Origin of the sequence: Clostridium sp. C2-6-12, assembly GCF_009928485.1 — a bacterium.
Lineage (GTDB): Bacteria > Bacillota > Clostridia > Clostridiales > Clostridiaceae > Clostridium.
Genome location: NZ_JAABNP010000018.1, coordinates 56,270 through 82,014, shown reverse-complemented (window position 1 = coordinate 82,014; position 25,745 = coordinate 56,270). Strand labels below are relative to the sequence as shown.

At 28.4% G+C, this 25,745-nt stretch carries 23 protein-coding genes and 1 other annotated feature; of the genes, 19 read left to right on the top strand and 4 right to left on the bottom strand.

Annotated elements, in window-relative coordinates:
* Nucleotides 1-75: 75 nt before the first annotated feature.
* The 12 genes from GXK56_RS15840 (at nucleotide 76) to GXK56_RS15785 (ending at nucleotide 16,659) form a co-directional block, all read left to right on the top strand.
* The gene (locus GXK56_RS15840; protein ID WP_160689113.1) at nucleotides 76-1,239 is read left to right on the top strand and encodes an ABC transporter substrate-binding protein; all 1,164 of its coding nucleotides are present in this window, start codon (nucleotides 76-78) and stop codon (nucleotides 1,237-1,239) included.
* A gap of 179 nt (nucleotides 1,240-1,418) precedes the next feature.
* On the top strand, nucleotides 1,419-1,655 hold the full coding sequence (locus GXK56_RS15835; protein ID WP_243156143.1) for a hypothetical protein: 237 nt from the start codon (nucleotides 1,419-1,421) through the stop codon (nucleotides 1,653-1,655).
* A 203-nt stretch (nucleotides 1,656-1,858) separates the two neighbouring features.
* Nucleotides 1,859-2,287, top strand: coding sequence for an NUDIX domain-containing protein (locus tag GXK56_RS15830; RefSeq protein ID WP_160689111.1), 429 nt, complete (start codon nucleotides 1,859-1,861; stop codon nucleotides 2,285-2,287).
* Nucleotides 2,288-2,378: 91 nt separating this feature from the next.
* Complete coding sequence (locus tag GXK56_RS15825; protein ID WP_160689109.1) at nucleotides 2,379-3,101, top strand: HAD family hydrolase; 723 nt, start codon at nucleotides 2,379-2,381, stop codon at nucleotides 3,099-3,101.
* Nucleotides 3,102-3,262: 161 nt separating this feature from the next.
* Nucleotides 3,263-4,456, top strand: a complete 1,194-nt coding sequence (locus GXK56_RS15820) for a MalY/PatB family protein (protein WP_160689107.1) — start codon at nucleotides 3,263-3,265, stop codon at nucleotides 4,454-4,456.
* 45 nt (nucleotides 4,457-4,501) lie between these two features.
* Nucleotides 4,502-5,008 (top strand): DUF1648 domain-containing protein, encoded by a 507-nt coding sequence (locus GXK56_RS15815; protein WP_160689105.1) that lies wholly within the window; start codon nucleotides 4,502-4,504, stop codon nucleotides 5,006-5,008.
* Nucleotides 5,009-5,325: 317 nt separating this feature from the next.
* Nucleotides 5,326-5,616: a binding site (T-box leader), on the top strand.
* Nucleotides 5,617-5,778: 162 nt separating this feature from the next.
* Nucleotides 5,779-6,438: a glycerol-3-phosphate acyltransferase gene (locus GXK56_RS15810; RefSeq protein ID WP_160689103.1), complete on the top strand. Its 660-nt coding sequence runs from the start codon at nucleotides 5,779-5,781 to the stop codon at nucleotides 6,436-6,438.
* 185 nt (nucleotides 6,439-6,623) lie between these two features.
* A complete protein-coding gene (locus tag GXK56_RS15805; RefSeq protein WP_160689101.1) occupies nucleotides 6,624-9,269 on the top strand; it encodes a valine--tRNA ligase in 2,646 nt (881 codons plus the stop codon).
* 137 nt (nucleotides 9,270-9,406) lie between these two features.
* Entirely contained in the window at nucleotides 9,407-12,154 is a 2,748-nt protein-coding gene (locus GXK56_RS15800) for a leucine-rich repeat protein (protein WP_160689099.1), read from the top strand.
* An 80-nt stretch (nucleotides 12,155-12,234) separates the two neighbouring features.
* Complete coding sequence (locus tag GXK56_RS15795; protein WP_160689097.1) at nucleotides 12,235-13,068, top strand: TerC/Alx family metal homeostasis membrane protein; 834 nt, start codon at nucleotides 12,235-12,237, stop codon at nucleotides 13,066-13,068.
* 226 nt (nucleotides 13,069-13,294) lie between these two features.
* Nucleotides 13,295-14,599 carry a folylpolyglutamate synthase/dihydrofolate synthase family protein gene (locus GXK56_RS15790; RefSeq protein ID WP_160689095.1) on the top strand — a complete coding sequence of 435 codons (1,305 nt, stop codon included), beginning with the start codon at nucleotides 13,295-13,297 and terminating at the stop codon, nucleotides 14,597-14,599.
* An 89-nt stretch (nucleotides 14,600-14,688) separates the two neighbouring features.
* Entirely contained in the window at nucleotides 14,689-16,659 is a 1,971-nt protein-coding gene (locus tag GXK56_RS15785) for an HIRAN domain-containing protein (RefSeq protein WP_160689093.1), read from the top strand.
* Between the two features lie 98 nt (nucleotides 16,660-16,757).
* On the opposite strand, the gene GXK56_RS15780 is transcribed toward GXK56_RS15785, so the two are convergent.
* Complete coding sequence (locus tag GXK56_RS15780) at nucleotides 16,758-17,012, bottom strand: TIGR03905 family TSCPD domain-containing protein (protein ID WP_160689091.1); 255 nt, start codon at nucleotides 17,010-17,012, stop codon at nucleotides 16,758-16,760.
* A gap of 266 nt (nucleotides 17,013-17,278) precedes the next feature.
* Between GXK56_RS15780 and GXK56_RS15775 the strand changes: the two genes are divergently transcribed.
* Nucleotides 17,279-18,169, top strand: coding sequence for a YncE family protein (locus GXK56_RS15775; RefSeq protein WP_160689089.1), 891 nt, complete (start codon nucleotides 17,279-17,281; stop codon nucleotides 18,167-18,169).
* On the opposite strand, the gene GXK56_RS15770 is transcribed toward GXK56_RS15775, so the two are convergent.
* Nucleotides 18,166-18,693, bottom strand: coding sequence for a DUF4364 family protein (locus GXK56_RS15770; RefSeq protein WP_160689087.1), 528 nt, complete (start codon nucleotides 18,691-18,693; stop codon nucleotides 18,166-18,168). The genes GXK56_RS15775 and GXK56_RS15770 overlap by 4 nt on opposite strands.
* A 244-nt stretch (nucleotides 18,694-18,937) precedes the next feature.
* Here GXK56_RS15770 and GXK56_RS15765 point away from each other — a divergent pair, with 244 nt between their 5' ends.
* Both GXK56_RS15765 and GXK56_RS15760 read left to right on the top strand, forming a co-directional pair.
* Nucleotides 18,938-19,696, top strand: a complete 759-nt coding sequence (locus tag GXK56_RS15765; protein ID WP_160689085.1) for a polysaccharide deacetylase family protein — start codon at nucleotides 18,938-18,940, stop codon at nucleotides 19,694-19,696.
* 109 nt (nucleotides 19,697-19,805) lie between these two features.
* Nucleotides 19,806-20,456: a single-stranded DNA-binding protein gene (locus tag GXK56_RS15760; RefSeq protein WP_160689083.1), complete on the top strand. Its 651-nt coding sequence runs from the start codon at nucleotides 19,806-19,808 to the stop codon at nucleotides 20,454-20,456.
* A 193-nt stretch (nucleotides 20,457-20,649) separates the two neighbouring features.
* On the opposite strand, the gene dapD is transcribed toward GXK56_RS15760, so the two are convergent.
* Entirely contained in the window at nucleotides 20,650-21,360 is a 711-nt protein-coding gene (dapD, locus tag GXK56_RS15755; RefSeq protein WP_160689081.1) for a 2,3,4,5-tetrahydropyridine-2,6-dicarboxylate N-acetyltransferase, read from the bottom strand.
* Between the two features lie 157 nt (nucleotides 21,361-21,517).
* Between dapD and GXK56_RS15750 the strand changes: the two genes are divergently transcribed.
* Genes GXK56_RS15750 through GXK56_RS15740 form a run of 3 tightly spaced genes read left to right on the top strand, consistent with a single transcriptional unit; the run spans nucleotide 21,518 to nucleotide 24,332 of the window.
* Nucleotides 21,518-22,663: an aminotransferase class I/II-fold pyridoxal phosphate-dependent enzyme gene (locus GXK56_RS15750; RefSeq protein WP_160689079.1), complete on the top strand. Its 1,146-nt coding sequence runs from the start codon at nucleotides 21,518-21,520 to the stop codon at nucleotides 22,661-22,663.
* A gap of 49 nt (nucleotides 22,664-22,712) precedes the next feature.
* On the top strand, nucleotides 22,713-23,987 hold the full coding sequence (locus GXK56_RS15745; RefSeq protein WP_160689077.1) for an aminotransferase class I/II-fold pyridoxal phosphate-dependent enzyme: 1,275 nt from the start codon (nucleotides 22,713-22,715) through the stop codon (nucleotides 23,985-23,987).
* A gap of 27 nt (nucleotides 23,988-24,014) precedes the next feature.
* Nucleotides 24,015-24,332 (top strand): pyrimidine/purine nucleoside phosphorylase, encoded by a 318-nt coding sequence (locus tag GXK56_RS15740; protein ID WP_160689075.1) that lies wholly within the window; start codon nucleotides 24,015-24,017, stop codon nucleotides 24,330-24,332.
* 90 nt (nucleotides 24,333-24,422) lie between these two features.
* On the opposite strand, the gene GXK56_RS15735 is transcribed toward GXK56_RS15740, so the two are convergent.
* The gene (locus GXK56_RS15735) at nucleotides 24,423-24,773 is read right to left on the bottom strand and encodes a thiol reductase thioredoxin (RefSeq protein WP_160689073.1); all 351 of its coding nucleotides are present in this window, start codon (nucleotides 24,771-24,773) and stop codon (nucleotides 24,423-24,425) included.
* Nucleotides 24,774-24,997: 224 nt separating this feature from the next.
* Here GXK56_RS15735 and GXK56_RS15730 point away from each other — a divergent pair, with 224 nt between their 5' ends.
* The gene (locus tag GXK56_RS15730; RefSeq protein ID WP_160689071.1) at nucleotides 24,998-25,720 is read left to right on the top strand and encodes a 4Fe-4S binding protein; all 723 of its coding nucleotides are present in this window, start codon (nucleotides 24,998-25,000) and stop codon (nucleotides 25,718-25,720) included.
* The last annotated feature ends 25 nt before the right edge of the window (nucleotides 25,721-25,745 follow it).

Sequence of the window (25,745 nt, the reverse complement as noted above, 5' to 3'; positions counted from 1 at the left end):
CAATGGCATACTGGCTTGTTATTTTTTATAGTGTGTATTAATTTAATCAAACTAATATTAAGAGGGAGTATTCTTATGAAGAAAAAAATATCTTTACTTTTGACCCTAGCGATTATAACTACTTTTGGGTTAGGAGGGTGTGCTTCTAAAGCAAATACAAAAAGAAATGAGAATAGCGATGTTATAAAAATTGGTGTATTTGAACCAATGACAGGTGCTAATGCTGCAGGAGGAGCACTTGAAGCAGAAGGCGCTAAATTTGCAAATAAGCTCTATCCAACAGTACTTGGTAAGAAGGTAGAATTAGTTTTTGCTGATAATAAGTCTGATAAAGTAGAAGCAGCTAATGCCGCTGCAAATCTTATAGAACAAGAACATGTTAATGCGATTATAGGAAGTTATGGTAGTGGTTTATCAATGTCCGCAGGTGATATTGTGCAAGAAGCTAAGGTTCCAGCAGTTGGAGTTACGTGTACAAATCCTTTAGTAACTGCAGGAAATGATTATTACTTTAGAGTTTGCTTTATAGATCCTTTCCAAGGTACTGTTATGGCAAAATATGCAGCAAATAAACTAAAAGCTAAAAGAGTAGCAATTCTTCAAGAAGTTTCAAGTGATTACTCAGTGGGTATTTGTAAGTTTTTTATGGATGAGTTTAAAAAGCTTACAGGGGATAACAATGCTATTGTAGCTAAAGCTAATTATAATACAGGAGATCAAGACTTTACTGCACAGCTTACCAATATAAAGAGTAGTAATCCAGATGTAATATTTGCTCCAGGAAATTTTACAGAAGGTGCAATGATAGTAAAGCAAGCAAGGCAACTCGGTATAACAACTCCTATAATTGGGGCAGATACTTGGGAAACACCAGAATTTAAAGATATAGGTAAAGAAGATGTAGAGGGAACAGTGTTTTCAACTTTTTTTGCTAGTGAAACTCCTATAACTTCTGAGTCTAAAGTTTTCCTTGATGAGTATAGAAAAGAGTATAATAAGGAACCATCGGCAGCTACAGCCTTAGGTTATGATGCATATATATTAATTTTAGATGCAATTAAGAGAGCAAATTCTTCAGATTCAGTAAAAATTAGAGATGAAATTGCGAAAACTAAGAATTTTCCTGGTGCTGCTGGTGTAATTACCATAGATGAAAATAATAATGCAGTAAAAGATGCGGTTTTAAAGGTAGTTAAAGATGGAAAATATACTTATCTTGATACTATAAAACCTGAATAAAATTAAATTAGGGAAAGCTCTATAATTAGTAAATGGGTATCTCAAAATCATTTGAGTACCCATTATTTTCATAAAAATAAGTATAACACTGCTCACTTTTTTATGTTATAATCGATATACTCAGTAATTTTACGTGAGGTGATAGTGTGGAGAATTAAATTCTAGACATATTAAAACAAATGCAAAAGAGCATAGATAAATTGGATGAAAATCAACAAGAAATGAAATCAGATTTAAAGAATATTGATAAAAGATTAGATAGAATTGAATCAGACATAAAAGATATAAAACTAGATACTAATTCAATTAAAATAAATATTAAAGAAACTAGAGAAGATGCAAGAAGTTCTGAATTAGCAACAGCTCAAAATAGTTCTGAAATAGCACAGATAAAAATGAGAATGAAAATGACTTAATTACAGTTTGTTTATTAAGCGTATTTAGATTATAGATAGCTAAGGAGTAGCAGAAACTTCTTGGCTTTTTTTATTAGAAAAATTTTCATATAAATTTGAAATTTTAGGGATATATCATGTGATATTATGTAAGAAATGTTATAATAAGTACTGTAATAAATTAGAGGGGAATTAATAGTTTCAGGTAATATAAGGAGATAGATATGACTAAAGTAAATTTTTATGACAAAGTTAGCGATGAATTATTAAAGTTTGCAGTGATAATAGCAAAATCAAATGGGAAATGGGTATTCTGTAAACATAGAGATAGGGATACTTATGAATGTCCAGGAGGACATAGAGATGAAGGGGAAGATATAATAACAACAGCTAAAAGAGAACTTTTTGAGGAAACAGGTGCAGTTGAATATTATTTAAAATATATTTGCACATATTCAGTAATAAAGGAATATGGAACAAAAGAAAGCTCTGAAGAATCATTTGGAGCAGTATTTTATGCGGATATTAAAAATTTCGATGAATTACCAGACTTTGAAATGGAGAAGATAGAGTTATTTGATCAATTGCCAAATAAATGGACATACCCTGAAATTCAGCCAATACTTTTAAACAAAGTTAAAGATATGATTTAAAGTTTTTAGTAATATATAAAAATTATAAATAAAATTCGAAGGAGTTATGGTAGTAATTTTTGATAAAAAGTATACTATTTGAGGTAAAGTTATGGATGGAGTAAAAGTAATATTTTTTGATATGGGAAATACATTATTAAATTTTCATTATGGGAATTCCGATGAGGAAAAGGACGAGCAAGGATTAATATATCTTACAAGATATTTAAATAAATTTAATACTAATATTACTATTAATGAAGTGAAAAATATTTTTTTTAAAAGCTGGATGGAAGGGATAGAAGATAGGACTACTACTTTTAAAGAATATCCAATAGAAGATTTTTTAAATAATTTTCTAGCAGAATATAATATAAAGCTTAATATAAATGAATGTATAAAAGCAATCAATGAATTTTATACAGAATACAGAGAAAATGTATTTTTTGAAGATAATATATATAATACTCTAAAAGCAATAAAAGATAAGGGATATAAAATAGGAGTAATATCAAATACCTGCTATTATGATGAAGTTATGAAAGAATGTTTTAAAAAAGCTGGAATATATGAATTAATTGATAACTTTACTTTTAGCTATTCACTAAGAATTGGTAAACCAAACATAAAAATATTTAAAACTGCAATTGAAACAATGAAAGTTTTTCCAGAAGAAGCACTTATGATTGGTGATAATATTAAAAGTGATATTAAGCCAGCATTAGATTTAGGGATGAAAACTATATGGCTTAATAGCAAAAATGAAAAGGTAAATGATAAAATTATACCCAATAGAGAAATAACAAGTTTAGGAGAATTGCTTAAATATTTGTAGTTTAATATAGGAGTACTTTAGAATTATCTCTAATAATTCTAAAGTACTAAGATATCATAAAATATCTGCAATATAGTATATTTTTCACAAAGTTGAAAATAAAAACTGGATTGATATAATGAATATATTAGATTGCCAATATAGAAAGGAGAGGGAATTTAATGAATTATGATTTTAATAATTTAATATCGAGAAGGAATGCAGGATCTAGTAAATGGAATATGATGGCGAAGATTAATAAAGATGTCGGTGAGAATATAGTGCCATTTTCAGTTGCAGATATGGAATTTAAGAGCCCACCAGAAATTGCAGAAGGATTAAAAAGATATATAGATTCAAGTGTTTTAGGATATACAGAGCCTACAGAAGAATATTATAGATCAATACATTCTTGGATGGAGAGAAGGCATAAATGGAGTATTAAAAAGGATTGGCTTATTGAATTTCCAGGAGTAGTTCCAGCTCTATTTACAATAGTCAGAGCCCTCACAGAAGAGAATGATGGAGTCCTTATTATGACACCAGTATACTATCCGTTTTATAAAGCAATTGAAAAGAACCAAAGAAAAGTAATCAGTACAGAGCTAATTATTTCAAATGGACATTATGAGATAAATTTCGAAGATTTTGAAAAGAAAGCAAAATTAGAAAGCACAAAGCTTTTAATATTATGCAGTCCTCATAATCCAGTTGGACGTGTCTGGACGAAAGAGGAATTAAAGAAAATAGGAAGAATATGCATAGATAATGATGTGCTTATAGTATCTGATGAAATTCATTTTGATTTGATAATGCCTGGTTTTAAGCATACAGTTTTTGCAAGCATTTCAGAAGAATTTGCAAATAATTCTGTTATATGTACAGCTCCTAGCAAAACATTCAATTTAGCAGGATTACAAACCTCAAACATAATTATTCCTAATTTGGATATTAGAAAAAAAGTTATTCGTGAACATAGAAAGGTTTATGGAGATTATTCAGTATTAAATATCTTTGGATATAAAGCTTGTGAAATAGCTTATAACGAAGGTGAAGAGTGGCTTGAGCAATTAATTAAAGTATTAGAGGAAAATAAAAAACTTGTTCAGAGTTTTTTTGATCAGAACCTACCAGAAGTTAAGGTGATTAATTTAGAAGGTACATATCTCCAATGGCTTGATTTTAGAGAATTAGAATCTGATTATAAGGCACTGGAAAAATTTATGCAGATGGAGGCGCAGCTTTTTTTAGATGAAGGATACATATTCGGAGAAGGTGGGCAAGGTTTTGAAAGAATAAATTTAGCTTGCCCTAAAAGAATATTAGAAGAGGCATTACAGAGATTACTAGAGGCAGTAAATAAGTGCTATAAATAGCATAATGAAATTAGTTAGCAGCAATTATAGAATGGGGTGATTTCATTGAATTCTGAAAAAAGACCAGTTATAAATTTTCCACTAACTTGGAAGGATAAAATTTTAATTTTAATAGCAACAATTCCAATAATATTAACGTTAATATATATAAAAATCACTTGGAGTACCATTCCAGAAATTATACCAACACATTTTGGATTTTCAGGAACGCCAGATGCTTATGGAAATAAACGAAGTTTATTTATTATAGTAGTAATTACAATAATATTTCATTTATTGTTAGGGATGCTAAGTAAATTTCCTCAGTATTACAATTATCCATTTGAAATTACAGAAAAAAATGTGGAGCCATTATATAAAATTGGTAGACAAACAATGTTGCTAATAGATTTAGAAATATCAATTTTTTTAAGCATGCTGGCATGGCAAAATATTCAAGCTGCTATTGGTAAAATTGAGAAAATAAATGGTACATTCTTATTCCTATTTTTAATAGTTATATTTGGAACTATTATATTTGAAATTATTAAAATGAATAGATTTAAAGAATAAGAACAAACATACGTATAATAGTAATAGCATTTGGTAATAATTACACTATACATTATAATACGCTTATGATTAAATCCATGTTATAATTATTCTAGTAAATTTGAGTTTAACTATAAAAACTTTGAAAAATGAAAATAGCATAATTCATCTTTCAAAGAACTAAAAATATATTATATAAGAGTAAATTGATTTAGTATAAAAAGTATTAAGAAGCCGATTTTAAAATACTTTATCATGTGTATTAAGTATTTTAAAATAAGAAATTTATTATTGACAAAATTTATACAATAAGATATTATCGTAAGTAAATTGATATTTTAAAAGCAGTGAGAAAGAGGAGTAAAAATTTAGAGGCATTAGTAGGAAACTCAAATAAATTGAGTAGTACAGATTTTTCTAAATGATGATTTAGGAAAAATTCGCAAGAGAGAGGGGAAGGCTGGGAACCCTTATGCTAAGGATTTTGAAGGTAGCTTTTGAGCTTCTTTAGTGAACTAATAGTAGCTAAAGACGGTTTATCTGAATCGTTATTTAAATTAAGAGTCCATTAATGTAGAAATTCTGCATAAGTGGAAATAAAGGTGGTACCGCGAGTCTTCGTCCTTTTGTGATGAAGGCTTTTTTTGCGTTGAAAATCCAAAATTTTATATTTTGGTATTACAAAACATAAGTGAATGTATGCAAGTGATTTTTTCTTTATAAAATTCATAATAGAAAAATTCGACGAAACAAATATGTATTACATTAATAGGGAAAGGAGTGTTAGAATTATGTTTATGGATTATTGGTGGCAACTTTCACTATTACTAGTACTTAGCTATTTTATTGGTAACTTTTCAACTGCCATTGTTATATCAAACAAATTTATTCACAAAGACATTAGAGAGCTAGGAAGTAAAAATCCAGGTACTACTAATATGACTCGTGTATTTGGTATTAAATATGGAGTCATTACGTTATGTCTAGACTTTTTTAAAGGTTTTATTTGCGCAGTTGTGGGAAAAGTGATATTTACGTCTATGGGAGGAGCAGAATTTGGAATTCTTGCTGGTTATTTAGCAGGTCTTGCTGTTATATTAGGGCATAATTATCCTATTTTACTTGGATTTAAAGGCGGGAAAGGGTTTGCATCAGGTCTTGGAGTGTATATGGCTGTCAATCCAGTTTTTACAGTAATATTATTACTTTTTGGAATTATTTTATTATTAATTGTGGATAGGATGTCGGTGTTTGCATTAACTTTTTTTGCAGTAGAGGCAATTTATCATGGAATTGTATATACAAAAGAATATTGGTGGATTATCTTATTTGCAAGTATATATTTTGTATTAATAATTATTTCTCATCGGACTAATATAATCAGGTTATTACATGGGGAAGAAAAACCTCTTGGACTAATTAGTATTCTTAAGAATGGGAAAAAACTATAATAGAATAATGAAATCTATACTTTAAGTCAATGTTTTAAAAGGTAAAGCTGTGATTATGCACATCATGCCTAAATATGTTTTATTTAATAATTTAATGCTACAGTAATTTGTATGCAGTTATATAAAATGCTATGACAAGGAGCTTTTAATACCTTGTACACTAGAGATTAAACGGAGGAATATAAATGTCAGAAGAAATCAAAAACATAGCAACTACATATGATCCAAAAGAATTTGAAGAAAGAATTTATAAGAATTGGGAAGAAAAAGGTTATTTTACACCAATAGTTGATAAGAGTAAAAAGCCTTATACTATAGTTATGCCACCACCAAATATAACTGGTCAGCTTCACTTAGGTCATGCATTTGATGATACTCTTCAAGATATGCTTATTAGATTTAAGAGAATGCAAGGGTTTTCTACATTATGGCTACCGGGAGAAGACCATGCTTCTATTGCAACAGAAGTTAGAGTTGCAAATATGCTAGCTGAGCAAGGTTATGACAAGAAGGAAATGGGAAGAGAAGCTTTCCTTGAAAAGGTTTGGGAATGGAGCGATAAGTACAGAGCTACAATAAGAAACCAAGTTAAAAAACTTGGAGTATCTGCTGACTTTACAAGAGAAGCATTTACAATGGATGAAAATCTTAGTGCTGCTGTAAAACACGTATTTGTTAAGTTATATAATGAAGGCTTAATTTATCAAGGAAACAGAATAACTAACTGGTGTACACATTGTCAAACAGCTTTATCAGATGCTGAAATTGAATATGAAGAACAAGCAGGTCACTTCTGGCATATTAACTATCCATTAGCTGATGGAAGTGGGGTCCTTGAAATTGCAACAACAAGACCTGAAACATTACTTGGAGATAGTGGTGTTGCTGTAAATCCAAATGATGAAAGATATAAGCATTTAATTGGAAAGACAGTAATTTTACCATTAGTAAATAGAGAAATTCCTATAGTAGGGGATGACTATGTTGATTTAGAATTTGGAACTGGTGCAGTTAAAATGACTCCAGCTCATGATCCCAATGACTTTGAAGTTGGAAAGAGACACAACTTAGAAATCATAAGAGTTATGGACGATCAAGGAATTATCAACGAAAAAGGTGGAAAATACAAAGGTTTAGATAGATATGAAGCTAGAAAAGTTATAGTTAAGGATTTAGAAGAACTTGGACTTTTAGTTAAGATTAAAGACCACTCACATAACGTTGGTACTCATGATAGATGTGGAACCACTGTAGAACCAATCATATCAAAACAATGGTATGTTAAGATGGATGCTCTTGCAAAACCAGCTATAGAAGTAGTTAAAAATGGAAAAACTAAATTTGTTCCTGAAAGATTTGATAAGATCTACTTTAACTGGATGGAAAACATTCAAGATTGGTGTATTTCAAGACAATTATGGTGGGGGCATAGAATTCCTGTTTACTACTGTCAAGATTGTGGTGAAATGATGGTACTTGAAGATGCACCAAATACATGTACTAAATGTGGAAGCACTAACCTTAAACAAGATAATGACGTACTTGATACATGGTTCTCTTCAGCATTATGGCCATTCTCAACACTTGGCTGGCCACATAAAACAGAAGATTTAGAATATTTCTATCCAACAAGCACATTAGTTACTGGTCATGATATTATATTCTTCTGGGTTGCTAGAATGATATTCTCAGGACTTCATTGTATGGGTGAAACTCCATTTAATACAGTACTTATTCATGGATTAATTAGAGATTCACAAGGAAGAAAAATGAGTAAATCTTTAGGAAATGGTGTAGATCCATTAGAAGTAATTGAAACTTATGGAGCTGATGCTTTAAGATTTATGATTGCTACTGGTAATGCTCCAGGAAATGATATGAGATATTACCCAGAAAGAGTTGAATCTTCAAGAAACTTTGCTAATAAGATTTGGAATGCTTCAAGATTTGTAATGATGAATCTTGATAAAGATATAATGAACAAGTACAAAGACTGCAAAGAATATTCTTTAGCAGATAAATGGATCTTATCAGAAATGAATACATTAATTAAAGAAGTTACAGAAAACATGGAAAAATATGAACTTGGAATTGCAATGCAAAAGGTTTATGATTTCATGTGGACTGAATTCTGTGATTGGTATATAGAACTTGTTAAACCAGTATTCTATGGTGATGATGAAAAAGCTAAGGGAATAGCTTACAATGTATTAAACACTGTATTAATTACAGGTTTGAAATTATTACATCCAGCTATGCCATTTATAACAGAAGAAATCTTCACTCATTTAAGCGATGAAGAAACTATAACAACTTCAGCTTGGCCAGTATTTGATGAAGCTTTAGTAAATAAAGAAGCAGAAAATGATATGGCATTTGTAATTGAAGCAATAAAAGGATTAAGAAATGTAAGAGCTGAAATGAATGTACCACCTTCAAGAAAGGCTAAAGTAATCTGCTACATTGCTGAAGATGCTAAAAAGGCATTTAATGCAGGAAGTGCATACATTGAAAAATTAGCTTCAGCTTCAGAAGTTGAGTTTATTGCTGATAAAGCTAATGTTCCAGCTAATGCTGTATCTTTAGTAGTTAAAGGTGGAGAATTATTTATGCCACTTTTAGACTTAGTTGATAAAGAAAAAGAATTAGAAAGATTAAATAAAGAATTAAAGAAATTAGAAGGCGAAATTGATAGAATAGATAAAAAACTAGGAAATCAAGGCTTTGTTGCTAAAGCGCCAGCAGCTGTTATAGAAGCTGAAAAAGAAAAAAGAGTTAAATATGTAGAAATGCTTGAAGCTGTTAAAGTTAGGATTGAAGCATTAAATTAAATAGCTTAAATATGAAAAGACATTGTCAGAAGGATTGAGTTCTGATAATGTCTTTTTTATTTCATTATTTTGTTTACATGTTTTAAAATATGGTAATAATTTAAGAAAAATTAATATATATAAAAGTAATAAGAATTATGAAATATAACAAACTAAAAGAGTTGGAGGAAAGAAAAATTAATAGAAATATATATATGTATGATAAAAAAATAAGATCATTAGGTTTTGAATGCAGAGGCAGCCATAAAAAATATATGAGTAAAAAGCTTTTAATAATTCTAATAACTGTATTAATTGTATTTGATAATAAAAAAGTTTGTGGTCATATAGAAATAAATAATAATCAAGATGGAAAAATTAATAAATCTATAAATGAAAATATTGATTTAACTTCAGATATTTTTATAGCTGGCAATAACGTTTACAAAAAATTAAAACAAGGAGATGTAATGTTATGGTCAAATAATAATGATAACGTTGTTGTAAAAAATACTATTAGTTATAATGGTAACAATTTTAAAGTTAAGTATATATATGAAAAAGCTTTTGAAGATAAAGATTTAAAAAACCTAGTCATTGAAGAAAATATTTTAGGGTTTTGTGATTCAAATGGAAATCCTATTATAAAGCTAGGTGGAGTATTTAAAAATAAAAGAAATCTTACAAATGTAGATTTAGGGGAAATTGATTGTACTTTATATGGAAGGTGCTTCTTTAATTGTAATGGCTTAAAAAATTTTAAAATGTCTAAAAATATAAGTAGTATAGGAAATCACTCATTTGATGGATGTGCTTTGCTAAAAGAAATAAATTTAAATGGTATAAAAAAAATAGAGGAAGAAAGTAGTTTTGCATTTTGTAAAAAATTAAGTGATATAGGAAAGTTTAATCATGAGTTGATTGAATTGCCGGCAAGAACTTTTATGAATTGCAATAATTTACGTATAGATAGTTTAGATAATATATATAAAATAGGAGATAGTTGCTTTGAAGGTTGTACTGCATTGAATAAAGATATATTAGATAATGTTCAAGAAATTGGAAGGAGATCTTTCTGGGGGTGTGGCTTTAATAAATTATATTTAAAAGAAGCTAAGAAAATAGGAGAAAATGCTTTAGGTGGAATGGCTAGTTTAAAAACAGTGAGATTTGGTAATCGGGAAATACCTTTCTTAGAGCAAAATATTTCAATGGGAAGTAATATAAGCGAATGGATATACCCAAAAGACTACATAAATCAAGAAGAGTATCAACGCTTTTTAAGTAAATTAAGATTAGTAAATGTTAAATGGTATCCTAATTATGATGATTCAGAAAGCATAGTAACACAAGATATTAATTTAAGTATAAAAACAAATAGGAATATGAATAAAGATATATATAAAAGCAAGGTGCCGGATGTTTCTAGACTAGGGTATGAAATAGAAGGTTGGTATAAAGAACCTGAGTGTATTAATAAAGTTAATATAATAGCAGATTTAGGAGAGGTTATAGACTCTGATATAGTTATAAAAAACTCCAAATTATATGCTAAATGGACAAAGACGGAAGATAAAAACAAAAAGGATGAAAAAAATACTGGAGAAAAAGGTGAAGCAGAAAACTCAAATGATAAAGAAAATTCCAAGTCAAGTGATACAAATAAACCATCGATTGAAGAAGATAAAGGAAAAACAGATGAAAAAACAGCAGGAGAAAAAGATGGATCAGAAAAGTCAAAGGACAAAGAAAATTCCAAGTCAAGTGATACAAATAAACCATCGACTGAAAAAGAGGATAAAGGAAAAACGGATGAAAAAACTGCAGGAGAAAAAGGTGAACAAGAAAAATCAAATGATAAAGAAAATTCGAAATCAAGTGATACAAATAAACCATCAACTGAAAAAGAAGAAGATAAGGGAAAAAACGATCAAAAAAATACTGGAGAAAAGGGAGAAGCAGAAAAATCAAATGATAAAGAAAATTCTAAGCCAAGTGATATAACTAAACCATCGGCTGAAAAAGAAGAGTACAAAGGAAAAAACGATGAAAAAAGTGAAGTAGAAAAGCCAAATGATAAAGAAAATTCCAGGTCAAGTGATATGACTAAACCATCAGCTGAAATAAATGAAGATAAAGCAAAAAATTATGAAAAGGATAATATGGCCAAGAAAAGTGATTTGGATAAGATAAAAGAGCAAGTGCCAGAAAAGAATTATGTTGACGAGGAATCAAAAGAGAAAAAAAGACATAGGGTAAAGAGGAGAAACATTTCAAATCAAAATCAAGAATTATCAAAAAAATTAATTAATAAAAATAATTTAATAAATCAGATAAAGACTTTTACAATAATAAGCAACAATGACAAAAAAGAAGTAGAATTAAAGAAATGTAGTGTATCATCACTGGATTATAAAATGGCTGAAGAATTTTTATTAAGATTATTAATAAAGTACAATAATATAGAGGTTGATACCATAACTTACAATGATATAGTTAATAATAATATGGAAATTTTTAAGGGCGGAGTTTTAGGCGAAATTGCAAATGATGGATTTAATGGTGTATATTTGAGAAGTTTTGATTATTTAAAAACGAATTCTTTTTTAGAAATCAAATTTAAAGAAAACCCAAATTTAAATAATCTTTATTTGTATAACTCGGATACGAGAAAATTTTTATTAATGAATGAGAATTTAGAAGTAGCAGATAATGTGGTTAGAATAAAACCAATAGATAAAAAAGAATATATCATTACTAATTTTGAGTTGAATAAAGAAGAGGTAATACATGAAGGCTGGAATAAGATTAATAATGAATGGTATTATATTGATAAGGAAGGAAGCTTGGTGATTAATTCCGTTGTTGATGGATATAAAGTTGGAAGTGACGGAAAATTGATTTGAAGATTTTAATAAAATAAGGATATTACAGAATAAATATTAATATACATAATTTAAGAGAAATATGTATGGAGGGATTTATTTTGAAAACGAAAAAATCCTTATTAAATTTAATTTGTTGGATTTCATTATCAATGATCTTTAATATCTTTATATTCTATTTAAAAGGAGAAAAAGCAGCGTGGGAATATTTTGGCGGATATATAGTGGAAATGTCTTTAAGCTTAGATAATTTATTTCTATTTTTAATGGTCTTTTCAAGCTTTAAGATAAGAGAAGAGCATCAGGAAAGAGTACTATTATATGGAGTCATTGGGGCTATGGTTTTGCGATTAGTTTTTATTTTACTAGGAGTGGCTATAATAAGCAAATTTAGTATGCTCCTTTCAATATTTGGAGTAATACTACTTATTAGTGGATTTAAAATGTTTTCTAAAGAAAATGACAATATTCAAGTAAAGGATAATTTTGCTGTTAAAGTTTTAAGACACATTATACCAATAACCAATAATTTTTATGGAAATAAATTTTTTATAAAAAGAAAGGGAATTACTTATGCAACACCTCTTTTGGCGGCTCTTTTAGTAATAGAATTTTCAGATATCATTTTTGCAATAGATTCAATACCAGCAATATTTTCAATAACTACAAATACATTTATAGTATATACCTCTAATATATTTGCAATATTAGGTTTGAGAAGTATGTATTACATTCTTCAAAAAATGAATAACATGTTTAAGTTTATGAAATATGGTGTGGGAGGTATATTAATATTTACTGGTTTAAAGCTTATGTTAATATTTTGGAAAATTGAAATATCAGTTACAAACTCAGTATTGATAATATGCATTATGTTATTAATCAGCATACTAGTATCTTCTGTATGGAATGAAATAGCGAAATTAAAAAGTTAATAAGAGAAAACTTATTTGGAAAATATATGATGTTAAAATTATTGACTAGTTAAATGAAGGTTCATATTATTTTTGGATTTAATTTGAAAAGTTGAATGATTATTATTAATAAATGTAAGGATTACCTGTGGAATTTAAGTTTATATTAGTCATTACTTAATAATTAAAGTATAATAGAAGTAATAAAAATTTTATTAATAATAAAAAAGACACGAGGTAATTCAAAATGAACATGACTTATAATGAAGCAATGAACTATATTTCAAGTGTTGGGAAATTTGGTTCTAATTATGGATTGGAAAGAACATTTAGACTTTTGGAACTTCTTGGGAGTCCTCATGAAAAATTAAAGTTAATACACATAGCAGGAACTAATGGAAAAGGTTCAACAACAGCTATGATTACAAAGATTTTAAGGGGTTATGGATATAAGGTAGGAATGTATACTTCTCCTTATTTAGAGGAATTTGAAGAAAGAATTCAAATTAATGGGGAGAAGATTAATAAAGTTACTTTAGTGAATTTGTTAGAACAGGTAAAGATTGCAATAAACAAAGTAATAGAAGAAGGATATGAACATCCAACAGAATTTGAAATTATAACGGCTCTTATGTTTTTACATTTTTATAATGAAAAAGTTGATTATGGTGTTATTGAAGTTGGTTTAGGAGGAAGATTAGACTCAACTAATGTATTAACTCCAAAGGTAAGTGTAATAACATCCATAAGCTTAGATCATATGAACATTTTAGGAGATAATTTAAAAGATATTGCAAAGGAAAAAGCTGGAATAATAAAAGAGGGTGTGCCAGTAATACTGTATCCTCAAGAAAAAGAAGTGGAAGAAGTTATATTAAAGACAGCAGAAGAAAAAAATTCAAAAGTGTATTTAGTTAAAAAAGAAAATGGAGAATTGATTGATATTAATTATGAACAATTATATCAGAAGGTACAAATTAAAGGCTGTAAAAATACATATACAATTAATCTGCCGCTACTTGGGGAACATCAAATAATAAATTTAGGAGTAGTTTTAAATGCTATAGAAGCTTTGTTTGATATAGAAAATATTTTACTAGATAAAAAGATAGTAGAAAAGTCTTTAGAAGATGTAAAATGGATAGGAAGACTTGAAGTATTAGGAAGAAAACCAACTATATTAATTGATGGAGCACATAATATAGATGCAATTAAGTCTCTTAAAAGGAATGTGGAAAAATATTTTAAGTATAATAAGATATATCTGTTATTAGGGATTTTAGCCGATAAACAAGTTAAAGAAATGATAGAAGAAATAACACCTATGGCCAAAAAGGTTTATGCTTTAACACCACATAGTGAAAGGGCTGAACTTAGTGAAGATTTGAAAAATGAAATACTGAAATGCAATTCTAATGTTGTTGCTATGGATAATTATGAAGAGGCATTTATATCAGCTATTAAGGAAGCTAATGAAGAAGATTTAATATTAATAAGTGGATCATTATATATGATAGGAGATATGAGAAAAATCATAACTAAGATAATTTAAGTATAGTTGATAATAAATCAGTAGAATAGTTTATTATTTTGTTTAAGGTGTTTTGTAGAATTTTGCTTAAAAGGAGTAGTATTGGGGATATGACTAAAATTAAAGACAATTTGACTAGCAAGGATAAATCAATATACTATATTCTGAAAGAATTTTATGATATAAATTCAGAGGAATTATATAATGATCAAGATTTTGAGAAAGCAGGAAAAGTAGAATTTAACTGCGTTACAAATAAAACAGATAGACTTAAGGAATATGAAAAGAACAGATTGGCACATGGACTAATAAAAATAATGTTAAATGAAGAACTTAATAAAGAAACTGTAATAAAAATAAGTAATTATATAACGTTGAATCCAATTGTAACTTATTATAATGAGTTGGTTAAAGAGTTTAAATATTCCTTGGAGTTAAGTGAAAATAAGAATAAAATAAGTTGTTTGTTAGAAAAATTTATTATAGAAAGTAGCTCCAGTGAGGAAATAAAATTAGGATTATTACTTGGGCCAATATGTAAAATTAAAAGTATAGATGAATTTTTAAAGATATTTTCAATTCATAATGAATATATTTTTTATGTTGTTAAAGCATATGAATATACAGGAAACAGAAATGAAAATATTTTCGAGCTAGCAAAAAAGTCGGAAGGTTATGGAAAGGTATTTTGTGTAATGAGCTTGATTCCAACAAATGATGAAATTAAAAAATGGATGATCGAAGAAGGTCCAATAAATCAAGTTGGAATACCAGAATTACTTTCAAGTTGTATGCTTTCAATAGATATTTTAGAGTATCTAGAAAGTAAGGAATTTAACAGTGAAGAAATTGAAGTTTTTTCAAAAACTTTTAGTATGCTGCTTTCTGATTATGGAATTTATGAGATAAAGGATGCAATAAAAGTTTGTAAAAAATTAATTAATATTATAGACAAAGTCGATGGAAAAATATACTCTTTATATTCAGTTATTTCAATAATTTATTCTATAGAAGCTGTTTTAATCGATGATTATAAAACAAAGAGAAATCATAGTTTCTTTAAATATAGTAATGATGTTAAAGATATAGTTGAAAGCTGCAAAAGGATATGTAAAAAAGAAATCTGGCATAAAGTAATTGGGGATAATGTTCTAATAGACGATATTGATAGCAGTGTTATTATAAGTTGTTCAGAAAAAACTTCTTATCACTTAAAAAAGAAAGAATTTGAAATACTTTTAAAAAGAGATTCAACTAATGCGTTGTTATACAAATATGCTTTTGCAATAGGAAATAAAGCATTAAAAAAATGTGCATTTGAATTAGGTCTTAGAAAGCTTCCTATGAATAAGATATTAAGTGGTCAAGATGAAATTAGAATAGATAATCTATCCTATGAAGATATTGGACAAATTTGCTTTTTTATAGTAATCAAATATGCTCAATACGAAGATTTTTCAGATAAATACAAAGATATTAATTTGCAGGCATTAAGAGCAGCTTTAATTGAAACAAGAATTCAAGCAGCTACAAATCTTCAAAGATTTATAGGAGAGTTTGATTCTTATGAAGAAGAACTTATTAGCAACGCTATAAGTTGTGAGATGGTGGATGTTGTGAGAAGAACTCTTAATTCTCTTTTAATTAAAACAAATAATAAGGAAAAGAAGTATATTAAAATTAAAGAGAGTATGATAATAGAAGAACATACTAAAGATATATATTTAAATAGTATATATGTTGCTGGGACAAATTATTTAGATATAAGTGAAGCCTATAATAAATTAACAGAAGGCAGTATTCTTTGCTTAATAAGAGAACCTAATAATCCATATGATTCAAATGCAATTTTAATTTCAACTGTAGATGGCCATGTAATAGGATATGTCCCTAAAGAAAGTAACTTAATATTAAAGAATTTAATAGATAATGGAAAATATTTGTATGGAAAGATAAAAGAAGTAAGTGATGAATTTGACCATATAAATGTTGATATATATTTAAGTTATAAAGATATAATAGAAGAAATAACAGGAACTTTATCTTTATTATCAGGTGAAAGAAAATCTTATCTTCAATAAAAAAACTCCTTACTTAAATTATTTATAAGTATAAACTCGAAGAGTTACTTATATTTACAACAAGTTTAAGTAAGGAGTTTTTAAAAATTAAATTATATTTACTTAGAAATTTCTTTTTTCCATTCTAGCAAAGCCTTAGATAATTGATCAGGACAAGATGTTCCTTTGCCTTTGCAGTCAAGACCATTTAATTTGCTAATAACATCATCTACTGACATACCTTTTACTAATTGCCCAATACCTGAAAGATTACCAGCACAACCACCTACAAATTCAACATTTTCAATGATATTATCTGCAATATCAAGATTAATTTTTGATGAACAAACACCAGATGTCTTATAAGAAAACATAAAATGCACTCCTTTAGTTAAAATTTATATGTTAAACTCTAATAAATTTATAGCATATACCTATTAATGTATATAACGTATATAAAATAAATTTATTAAGATTTTAACTATTTCATAAATAATTTTCATATTAATGAAATTTAATACTCTTATTATAAAGGATATTTGTCGAGAAATAAAGATAATGCCCTTAAGAAATTGTGCCAATAATATATTTTTAGAATATATTATTCATAAGAATATGATTGTTTTAAGGGGGAGATGGAGTGAGCTATATTGTTGTTTGTAATACAGGTTCAGATAGTTTAAATAAAATAAATACTGAGAATTTTAATACCCAAAGAGTAGTTTTATCAGCAGCTGAAAGTCCATTTGGCCCTCATGGATTATCATTATATAAAGATAAAATATTGGTAGCTAATAATTACAATAATAGTATTTCATTAATAGATTATAATACCTTTAAGGAAGAAGGAAATATATATATTGGTGCTCATCCAAATGATATAGTTGCGCATAATGATTTTATTTACGTGTCTTGTGGAGAATCGAATTCTCTTATTATATATAATTTGATAAATGAAAGAATTGATTTTGAAATACCAACAGGCAGATTTCCACATAATATTGTATTAGAAGAAGAGCGTAATATTTTATTTGTAAGCAATATGGAAGATGAAAGTATTTCTGTAATAGACAATATAAACAGCAAGGAAATTAAAAGAATAAAAGTTAAAAATACACCTATGAAAATGAGTATTTCAAATAATAAAAAGTATCTATATGTATGTATAAGCTGCTTAGGAGATGACAAAAATGGAAGTATAGGTATTATAGAATTAAATACACTAAAATTAATAGGAAAAGTTGAGGTGGGATTATCACCAGTTGATTTATTTGAAGAGGATAACTATATTTATGTTTCGAATTTATGTGATGGTTCTATAAGTGTTATAAATTTAAATGAATTAACGGAAGAAAAGAAGATAGTTATCGGTGGAATGCCAAGAGGAATAATAAAGATTAAAGAAAATATATTTGTTGGAGATTATTTAAACGGCAAATTAAATGTAATAGGAATTGATGAAAAAAATATAAAAGTCATACCACTAGGCAAAGAGCCTAATGCTATGACTTTAGCTCACAAGAGATATTAATCAATTAATATCTTAATTACATTTGTATATATTTCGGAAGGATTTTCCTTCCACTTATTACAAATTAAAGAAGCTTGTTTTTTAGTAGGAACTGATAATTTTAATTCCATTAATAAAGCTTTGTCTTCAATTGCCTTTAGATCAACAATAAAATTATCATCGCCGCTGCCAAGAGTATAATCAGCGTGTATGGTTAATTCCTTTTTTATTATCCCTATTTTTTCTTTTATATATTGATCTACAATAGACATTTGCGAAGGAGATATTCTTGCTTGAAATAAAGAAAGAACATTATCTCCTTTTTCTGTTAAAGCCAATAATTTTTTATCGTTAATTTCCTGATATTCAACGAATTTAGATTCTTCAAGCTCAGATAAATATTGTTGAAACGTAAAATAATTAATAAAGTTATTTTCAAGAATTATTTCAGTAAGCTGAATATTTGATATTGGTTCATTTATTGTTTTTAAAACATATAACATTAGTAATTTATTTTCTGCTAATTCCGATGAATTTTCGTACATAACTACCTCCATAACCACTTAAAATCTACACCTATATAAAGAGCAGCTATGCTGCAATCTGAAACTTAACCAAAGTCGCCTCCGATTTTTTTATTATATCACAAATTATGTTTTAGTGAAAATAGGAACAAATAAATAAAACTATTTACATTATATAATGAAAACTATATAAACAGCATAAAAGAAATTTTAATGAATATAGTTTAAATAGAAGTCTTGAAATAAGAAGGTGTGAATATAAAAAGTGGTATGGAAGAAAAAACGGATTTGTATAAATTTATTTTTGATATTTATATTAATAGTAGTATCAATTGGTATTAATAAAGGAATAAGTGTTATGGGAAATATACAAGAAGAGGAGCCTATATATTGTGTGGATACAAGTGAAAAAGTAGTTAGTTTAACTTTTGATGTAAATTGGGTAGAAAAAGATAATATAGAAGTAATATTAAGCATTTTGAAAAAATATAATGTAAAAGGAACATTCTTCATAATGGGTGGATGGGTTAATTACAGTGAGGAAAATGTTAATAAGCTTAAGGCGATAAAAGAGGGGGGGCATGAAATAGGAAATCATAGTTACAAGCATCCAAGCTTTACTAAAATTGGAGCTGCCAGAATGAAAGAAGAAATAGAAAAAACTAATGAGATTATTGAAAAATATACAGGAGATAAACCAAAGTTATTTAGGTTTCCAAGTGGGGATTATAATAAGGATGCTTTTTTAAAGGTAAGAAACTTAGGATATATGACTATACAATGGGATGTTGATTCTGTAGATTGGAAAGAAGCGTCACCTGAAATGGAATATAACAGGGTTATGAAAAATGTAAAGCCAGGCTCAATTATTCTTTTTCATAATGCAAAATATACTCCTCAAAATTTAGAGAGAATTATAAAAGAACTTAAGGATAAAGGTTACGAATTTAAGCCAGTAGGAGAAATGATATTTTTTGAAGATTACAATGTAGACAACCAAGGTATTCAACATAAACAAAAATAATAATATTTATTGAAAATAAACTAGTTTTTGTATTATAATGGTAATATATGCTAGTGGGAGCATATATTGCACAAAATAAAATAATTTCCGATGGAGAGAGGGATTACAAATGGATAATTTAATGCTAAATAACAAAATTTACCTTGAAGGTAAGGTAACATCTGGATTAGAGTTTAGTCATGAAATGTATGGGGAAGGGTTCTATACTTTTGATTTAGATGTAATGAGATTAAGCGATTCAGTAGATACATTGAATATCACTGTTTCAGAAAGGCTGCTTAATGATATTAAGTTAGAGGTAGGAATAGACGTAATTGTAGAAGGACAACTAAGATCTTATAATAAATTTATCGATGGATCAAACAAGCTAATACTTACTGTTTTTGCAAGAAACATTGAACCATGTCTTGAAAGAAGCAAAAATCCTAATGAGATATTCTTAGATGGATATATCTGCAAGGAACCTATTTATAGGACAACTCCTTTTGGTCGTGAAATTGCCGATGTATTACTAGCTGTAAATAGAGCTTATAATAAATCAGATTATATTCCAACTATTGCATGGGGAAGAAATTCGAGATTCTGCCAATCTTTAAGCGTGGGTGATAATATTAAAGTATGGGGAAGACTTCAAAGTAGAGAATATCAAAAAAAGGTTTCTGAAAGTGAAGTAGTTAAGAAAGTCGCATATGAGGTTTCTATTTCAAAAATGGAACGAGCTCACAAAGAAGAAATGACAAGTGAACAAGGGGCAGTATAAGTCAGTAATATTAATAGCTTAAAAAATCTAAAGTGGTCAATAATTAATTAGTATTTATTAAATAATTTAGTTTTCTTTTAAAATTAAAAAATGAGATGTTAAGTCTAGTTTACGTTATAACCTTAAAGGGTGTTTCAAAATTTAAATTTTGAAACACCCTTTTAAAATTATGTAAGATCAAAAATCAAAAAGTCTATTTTCTTAAATCTTCTAAAATTTGAGTTTTGTCTTTAGTCTTATCATCCACTGTTTTAATTATTTTTGCAGGTGAACCAGCAACAACAACATTTTCTGGAACATCTTCAGTAACAACAGAACCTGCAGCAACAACAGAACCTGCACCAACCTTAACTCCTTCAAGAATTACAGAATTAGCACCGATTAAAGCATTGTCACCAATCATGCAAGGTTCTTTACTAGGTGGTTCTAATACACCAGCAACAACTGCTCCTGCACCTAAGTGAACATTTTTACCTAATTGTCCACGTGCTCCAACTACAGCATTCATATCTACCATAGTTCCATCACCGATTTCAGCTCCAATATTAATCACAGCTCCCATCATGATAACTGCATTCTTACCAATAGTAACCTTATCTCTTATAATAGCACCTGGCTCAATTCTAGCATCTACTTCTAGTAAATCTAGCATAGGAATAGCAGAATTTCTTCTATCATTTTCTATTCTAAAGTGTTTTATAAGGTGTTTATTATCTAATACTATTTTTGTTATAGAATCAGATTCTCCCATTAGTATATAAAATCCATTAGTACCATACCATTCTACATCATTCATATCAGCATTGCTTAAATCTCCGTTAACATAAACTTTAACTGGAGTAGATTTTTTTGATTCCTTAATAAATCTAGCGATTTCATAAGGATCTGTTAAATTATATGACATTATATCACCCTTTCTAGTAATTTTACAATCAATTTTATTATAATAAAGTTTGGGAATAATTAAAAGAGAAATAAGTATAAAAATACAAATAGTTTGAAGGAATTTTAGTAATGTTGTAAAATAGGGTTATATTATCTTAACAGGGGGCAGTATATTTATGAATAAACAAGTAGAAAAAATTCAGATTTCTGGAATACGGAGGTTTGCAGAAAAGGTTAAGAAGGTAGATGGGGCAATTTCTTTAACAATTGGGCAGCCAGATTTTCCAGTACCTCAAAGTGTATCAGAAGCAATGATTAAAGCTATTAATGAAAATAAGACTATATATACTTCAAATGCAGGTATAGATGAGCTTAGAGAAGAAATATGTACTTATTTAAAAGGCTTTAATATAGAATATTATAAAGATGAAATATGTATTACTGTTGGAGGAAGCGAAGGGTTATATTCAGTTTTATTTGCTTTAATGAATCCAGGAGAAAAGATTTTAATACCAGGACCAGCGTACCCAGCTTATGAAAATATTTCAATAATGATAGATGCAGATGTTGTAAATTATAAGTTAAATGATGATTTTACTGTAAATATAGAAGATATAAAAGAAAAATTAGATACACAAAATATAAAATATTTAATTCTTTCTTTTCCTTCAAATCCTACTGGAGCAATTTTAACTAAAGGTCAAAGAGATGACTTGGTTAAATTAATAAAGGAAAGAGATGTTGTAGTTATAACTGATGAAATGTATTCAGCTATAATTTTTGATGATTATTATTCAGTAGCTCAGGAAAAAGAAATAAAGGATAAAATTATTTTTGTAAGTGGATTCTCAAAAATATTCTCAATGACAGGGCTTAGAATAGGATATGTAGCATGTCAAGAAAAATATATGAAGGAAATAATTAAGGTTCATCAGTATGGTGTTTCTTGTGCACCATCTATAGCCCAATATGGAGCTCTTGAAGGTCTGAGAAATTCCCAAAATGATGTTGAAAACATGAGGAAGACCTTTGAGAGAAGAAAAAATTATTGTATGAGCAGATTGAAGGAGCTTAATATAGAGGTAACAGAACCAAATGGGGCATTTTATATTTTTCCTTCAATCAAAAAATTTAATATGCCTTCAGAAGAATTTTGTGAAAAGTTATTAAATGAAGGAAAATTAGCTTGTGTTCCAGGAACAGCTTTTGGGGAACTTGGGGAAGGCTATATGAGAATATCTTATTGTTATTCTGATGAAATTCTGAAAGAAGCTTTTGATAGACTTGATAAATTTATAAAAATAAATTTTCCAAATTGTTAATCAATATATTATAATATTATAAAATGTACTTAATAGGGGGCTAAAACAAATGGTTAAATTTACTGAAATAGAGGTTAAAGAATTACAAGAGCGCAGGGAGATACTATTAAAAAAGTATGAAGATTTTAAAAGTATGAATCTTAAGTATGATATGTCACGTGGAAAACCTTGCAAAGAACAATTGGATTTATCAATAAAGATGATGGAGATGCAAGATTATAAGAGCTTAGATGGAATAGACTGTAGAAATTATGGTGGTTTGGATGGTATCCAAGAAGCAAAAGAGCTTTTTGCAAAAATTCTTGGTGCTGATTCAGCTGAAACTATTGTAGGTGGTAATTCCGCTCTTACTATGATATATGATACAATTGCACGTGCAATGACTTTTGGGGTGCCAGGTAGTGAAATTCCATGGGGAAAACTTCCTAAGGTTAAGTTTTTATGTCCTAGTCCAGGATATGACAGACATTTTGCTATATGTGAACTTTTTGGTATTGAAATGATTTCTGTAGATATGAATTCTGATGGACCGGATATAGAAATGATTGAAAAGCTTGCAAGCAGTGATGAAGCAATAAAAGGAATTCTATGTGTACCAAAGTATAGCAATCCTGATGGAATTACTTATTCTGATTATATTGTGGATAGGCTTGCTCAAATGAAAACTAAGGCTAAAGATTTTAGAATCATTTGGGATAATGCATATGTAGTACATGATCTTTTTGGCAAGGGAGATAAACTTAAAAACATACTTACAGCTTGCAAGGAAGCGGGAAATGAAGATAGAGTGTTTATGTATGTTTCAACTTCAAAGATAACTTTTCCAGGGGCAGGCGTAGCAGCAATGGCAGCTAGTAAAGCAAATATAAGCAAAATTAAGGAACAGTTATCACTTCAAATGATAGGGCCTGATAAAATGAATCAGCTTCGTCACGTAAAATTCTTAAAAGACATGAATAATATCGAAGCCCATATGAAAAAACATGCTGAAATTCTTAATCCTAAATTTTTGGCTGTTTTAGATACTCTTGGTGCTGAACTAGATGGGAAGGAAATTGCTTGGTGGAATAAGCCTAATGGAGGATATTTTATTAGTTTAAATACTCTTGATGGCTGTGCTAAAGAAGTAATTAAAATGACAGCCGAAGCAGGAGTAATAATGACACCAGCAGGAGCTACCTACCCATATGGTAAGGATCCTAGAGATAGAAATATTCGTATTGCTCCATCATTTCCATCGGTTGAAGAACTAAAAAAGGCAATGGATATATTCTGTACTTGCATACAAATAGTAAGTATAAATAAGCTTTTGTTAGAAAAATAAAATAATATAAACAAGGGGGCCACAATAATGAGTGAATTTAAAAATGTCACAGCAGTAAAAAAGGCAAATGTATATTTTGATGGTAAGGTTACAAGCAGAACAGTAATCTTTGAAAATGGGGAAAGAAAAACTCTTGGAATAATGTTACCAGGTGATTATGAATTTGGTACAGGAGATAAGGAAGTAATGGAAGTCTTAGGTGGTTCAATGGATGTTAAACTGCCAGGAAGTGATAAGTTTGTTACATATAAAGAAGGGGAAAGCTTTGAAGTTCCAGCAAATTCTAAGTTTAATTTAGAAGTAAAAGAAGTAGCAGATTATTGCTGTTCATATATTAAAGAATAATTTAAAAACGACGCTTAATTATAAGTGTCGTTTTTTAGGTGTAACTAACAAAATCTTTTTATTGATTTTAAATAATATAAAGGATAGGGTTTATTTTAATAAAGCTAAAATTTCGTCCTCTGGAAGTGAAGAATCACAACGAACCTCAATTTCTTTATTTTTGCTAACAATAAATCCTGGTACAGTCACAATATTATATTTTTCTCTAAATGAGTTAATAAAATCATCTGAAGAATCAACACTATCTATGTAGTAAATAGTTGTGCTAATTTTATCAGTCAAACCACTTAATTTTTTAGCAAATTTACGGCAGTATGGACATGTTCCACGGCCAATATAAGTAACCGCTAAGTCTCCATTAGTTAATAATTCATCTGCTTGTGTAGAAGTCACTTTTTTAAATAACTTAACATCTTCCTCATAGCTATCTTTTTCAAACATTTGTATACCTCCTAGCTTTTTATGATATTATATCAAAGCTAAATTTTTAAATCAATTTAGTTAATTTTTCTAGTAATCATTTTGGGAAATTTATAGAATTTATTTTTAAAACGGATCTTATCTATAAGTGTCGTTTTTTTACAATACAAGCACTAAAAATTGTTGGTAAAATTAAATTGATACGCTAAAAAAATTAACCTAAGTATTGAAGGGTGGATAGATTTATGAAAAGACAAAAAGTAAGAAAAGCAATTGTAATTATATCATTTTTATTATTTCCAATAACATTATATTATTTTTCGCCATATTTAATAGTTCTAGGGGCAAAAGAAGGTATTATAACTGGAAGTTTTATTACGTTTGCTGCTCTGTTTATACTATCACTTTTCTTTGGAAGAGCATTTTGTGGCTGGTTATGTCCAGCAGGAGGTCTTCAAGAGTGTATGATTCTTTCAAATGATAAAAGTGCTAAAGGTGGGAAGCTGAATTGGATAAAATTTATTATTTGGCTACCTTGGTTAACCACTATAATTTTATCATTAGTTAATGGTGGTATTAAACAAATAGATTTTTTTTATCAAACTGATAATGGCGTTTCTGTAACTAATCCTTTTGCTTATATTATTTTTTATTTTGTTATATTTTTAATTGTAATATTATCTCTATTAGCAGGGAAACGCTCTTTTTGCCATTACGTATGTTGGATGGCTCCTTTTATGATTTTAGGGACAAAAATAAAAGAGCTATTAAAATATCCTTCTCTTCATCTTGAAGCAGATAATGATAAATGTATAGGATGTAAGATGTGTAATAAGAAATGTCCAATGAGTTTAGATGTTAATAACATGGTGAGTGAAAATTCTATGAGCAATTCAGAATGTATATTGTGTGGTGAATGTATTGATGCATGCCCAAAACTCGTAATAAAATATAGTGAAAAAAGATAGAAGCTTAATAGGTCTATATAGTTAG

What these genes read in the sequence shown, in the direction of transcription:
- GXK56_RS15840 (WP_160689113.1), top strand. Translation starts at nt 76, where the DNA reads ATGAAGAAAAAAATATCTTTACTTTTGACCCTAGCGATTATAACTACT.
- GXK56_RS15835 (WP_243156143.1), top strand. Translation starts at nt 1,419, where the DNA reads ATGCAAAAGAGCATAGATAAATTGGATGAAAATCAACAAGAAATGAAA.
- GXK56_RS15830 (WP_160689111.1), top strand. Translation starts at nt 1,859, where the DNA reads ATGACTAAAGTAAATTTTTATGACAAAGTTAGCGATGAATTATTAAAG.
- GXK56_RS15825 (WP_160689109.1), top strand. Translation starts at nt 2,379, where the DNA reads ATGGATGGAGTAAAAGTAATATTTTTTGATATGGGAAATACATTATTA.
- GXK56_RS15820 (WP_160689107.1), top strand. Translation starts at nt 3,263, where the DNA reads ATGAATTATGATTTTAATAATTTAATATCGAGAAGGAATGCAGGATCT.
- GXK56_RS15810 (WP_160689103.1), top strand. Translation starts at nt 5,779, where the DNA reads ATGTTTATGGATTATTGGTGGCAACTTTCACTATTACTAGTACTTAGC.
- GXK56_RS15805 (WP_160689101.1), top strand. Translation starts at nt 6,624, where the DNA reads ATGTCAGAAGAAATCAAAAACATAGCAACTACATATGATCCAAAAGAA.
- GXK56_RS15800 (WP_160689099.1), top strand. Translation starts at nt 9,407, where the DNA reads ATGAAATATAACAAACTAAAAGAGTTGGAGGAAAGAAAAATTAATAGA.
- GXK56_RS15790 (WP_160689095.1), top strand. Translation starts at nt 13,295, where the DNA reads ATGAACATGACTTATAATGAAGCAATGAACTATATTTCAAGTGTTGGG.
- GXK56_RS15785 (WP_160689093.1), top strand. Translation starts at nt 14,689, where the DNA reads ATGACTAAAATTAAAGACAATTTGACTAGCAAGGATAAATCAATATAC.
- GXK56_RS15780 (WP_160689091.1), bottom strand. Translation starts at nt 17,012, where the DNA reads ATGTTTTCTTATAAGACATCTGGTGTTTGTTCATCAAAAATTAATCTT.
- GXK56_RS15770 (WP_160689087.1), bottom strand. Translation starts at nt 18,693, where the DNA reads ATGTACGAAAATTCATCGGAATTAGCAGAAAATAAATTACTAATGTTA.
- GXK56_RS15760 (WP_160689083.1), top strand. Translation starts at nt 19,806, where the DNA reads ATGGATAATTTAATGCTAAATAACAAAATTTACCTTGAAGGTAAGGTA.
- dapD (WP_160689081.1), bottom strand. Translation starts at nt 21,360, where the DNA reads ATGTCATATAATTTAACAGATCCTTATGAAATCGCTAGATTTATTAAG.
- GXK56_RS15750 (WP_160689079.1), top strand. Translation starts at nt 21,518, where the DNA reads ATGAATAAACAAGTAGAAAAAATTCAGATTTCTGGAATACGGAGGTTT.
- GXK56_RS15745 (WP_160689077.1), top strand. Translation starts at nt 22,713, where the DNA reads ATGGTTAAATTTACTGAAATAGAGGTTAAAGAATTACAAGAGCGCAGG.
- GXK56_RS15740 (WP_160689075.1), top strand. Translation starts at nt 24,015, where the DNA reads ATGAGTGAATTTAAAAATGTCACAGCAGTAAAAAAGGCAAATGTATAT.
- GXK56_RS15735 (WP_160689073.1), bottom strand. Translation starts at nt 24,773, where the DNA reads ATGTTTGAAAAAGATAGCTATGAGGAAGATGTTAAGTTATTTAAAAAA.
- GXK56_RS15730 (WP_160689071.1), top strand. Translation starts at nt 24,998, where the DNA reads ATGAAAAGACAAAAAGTAAGAAAAGCAATTGTAATTATATCATTTTTA.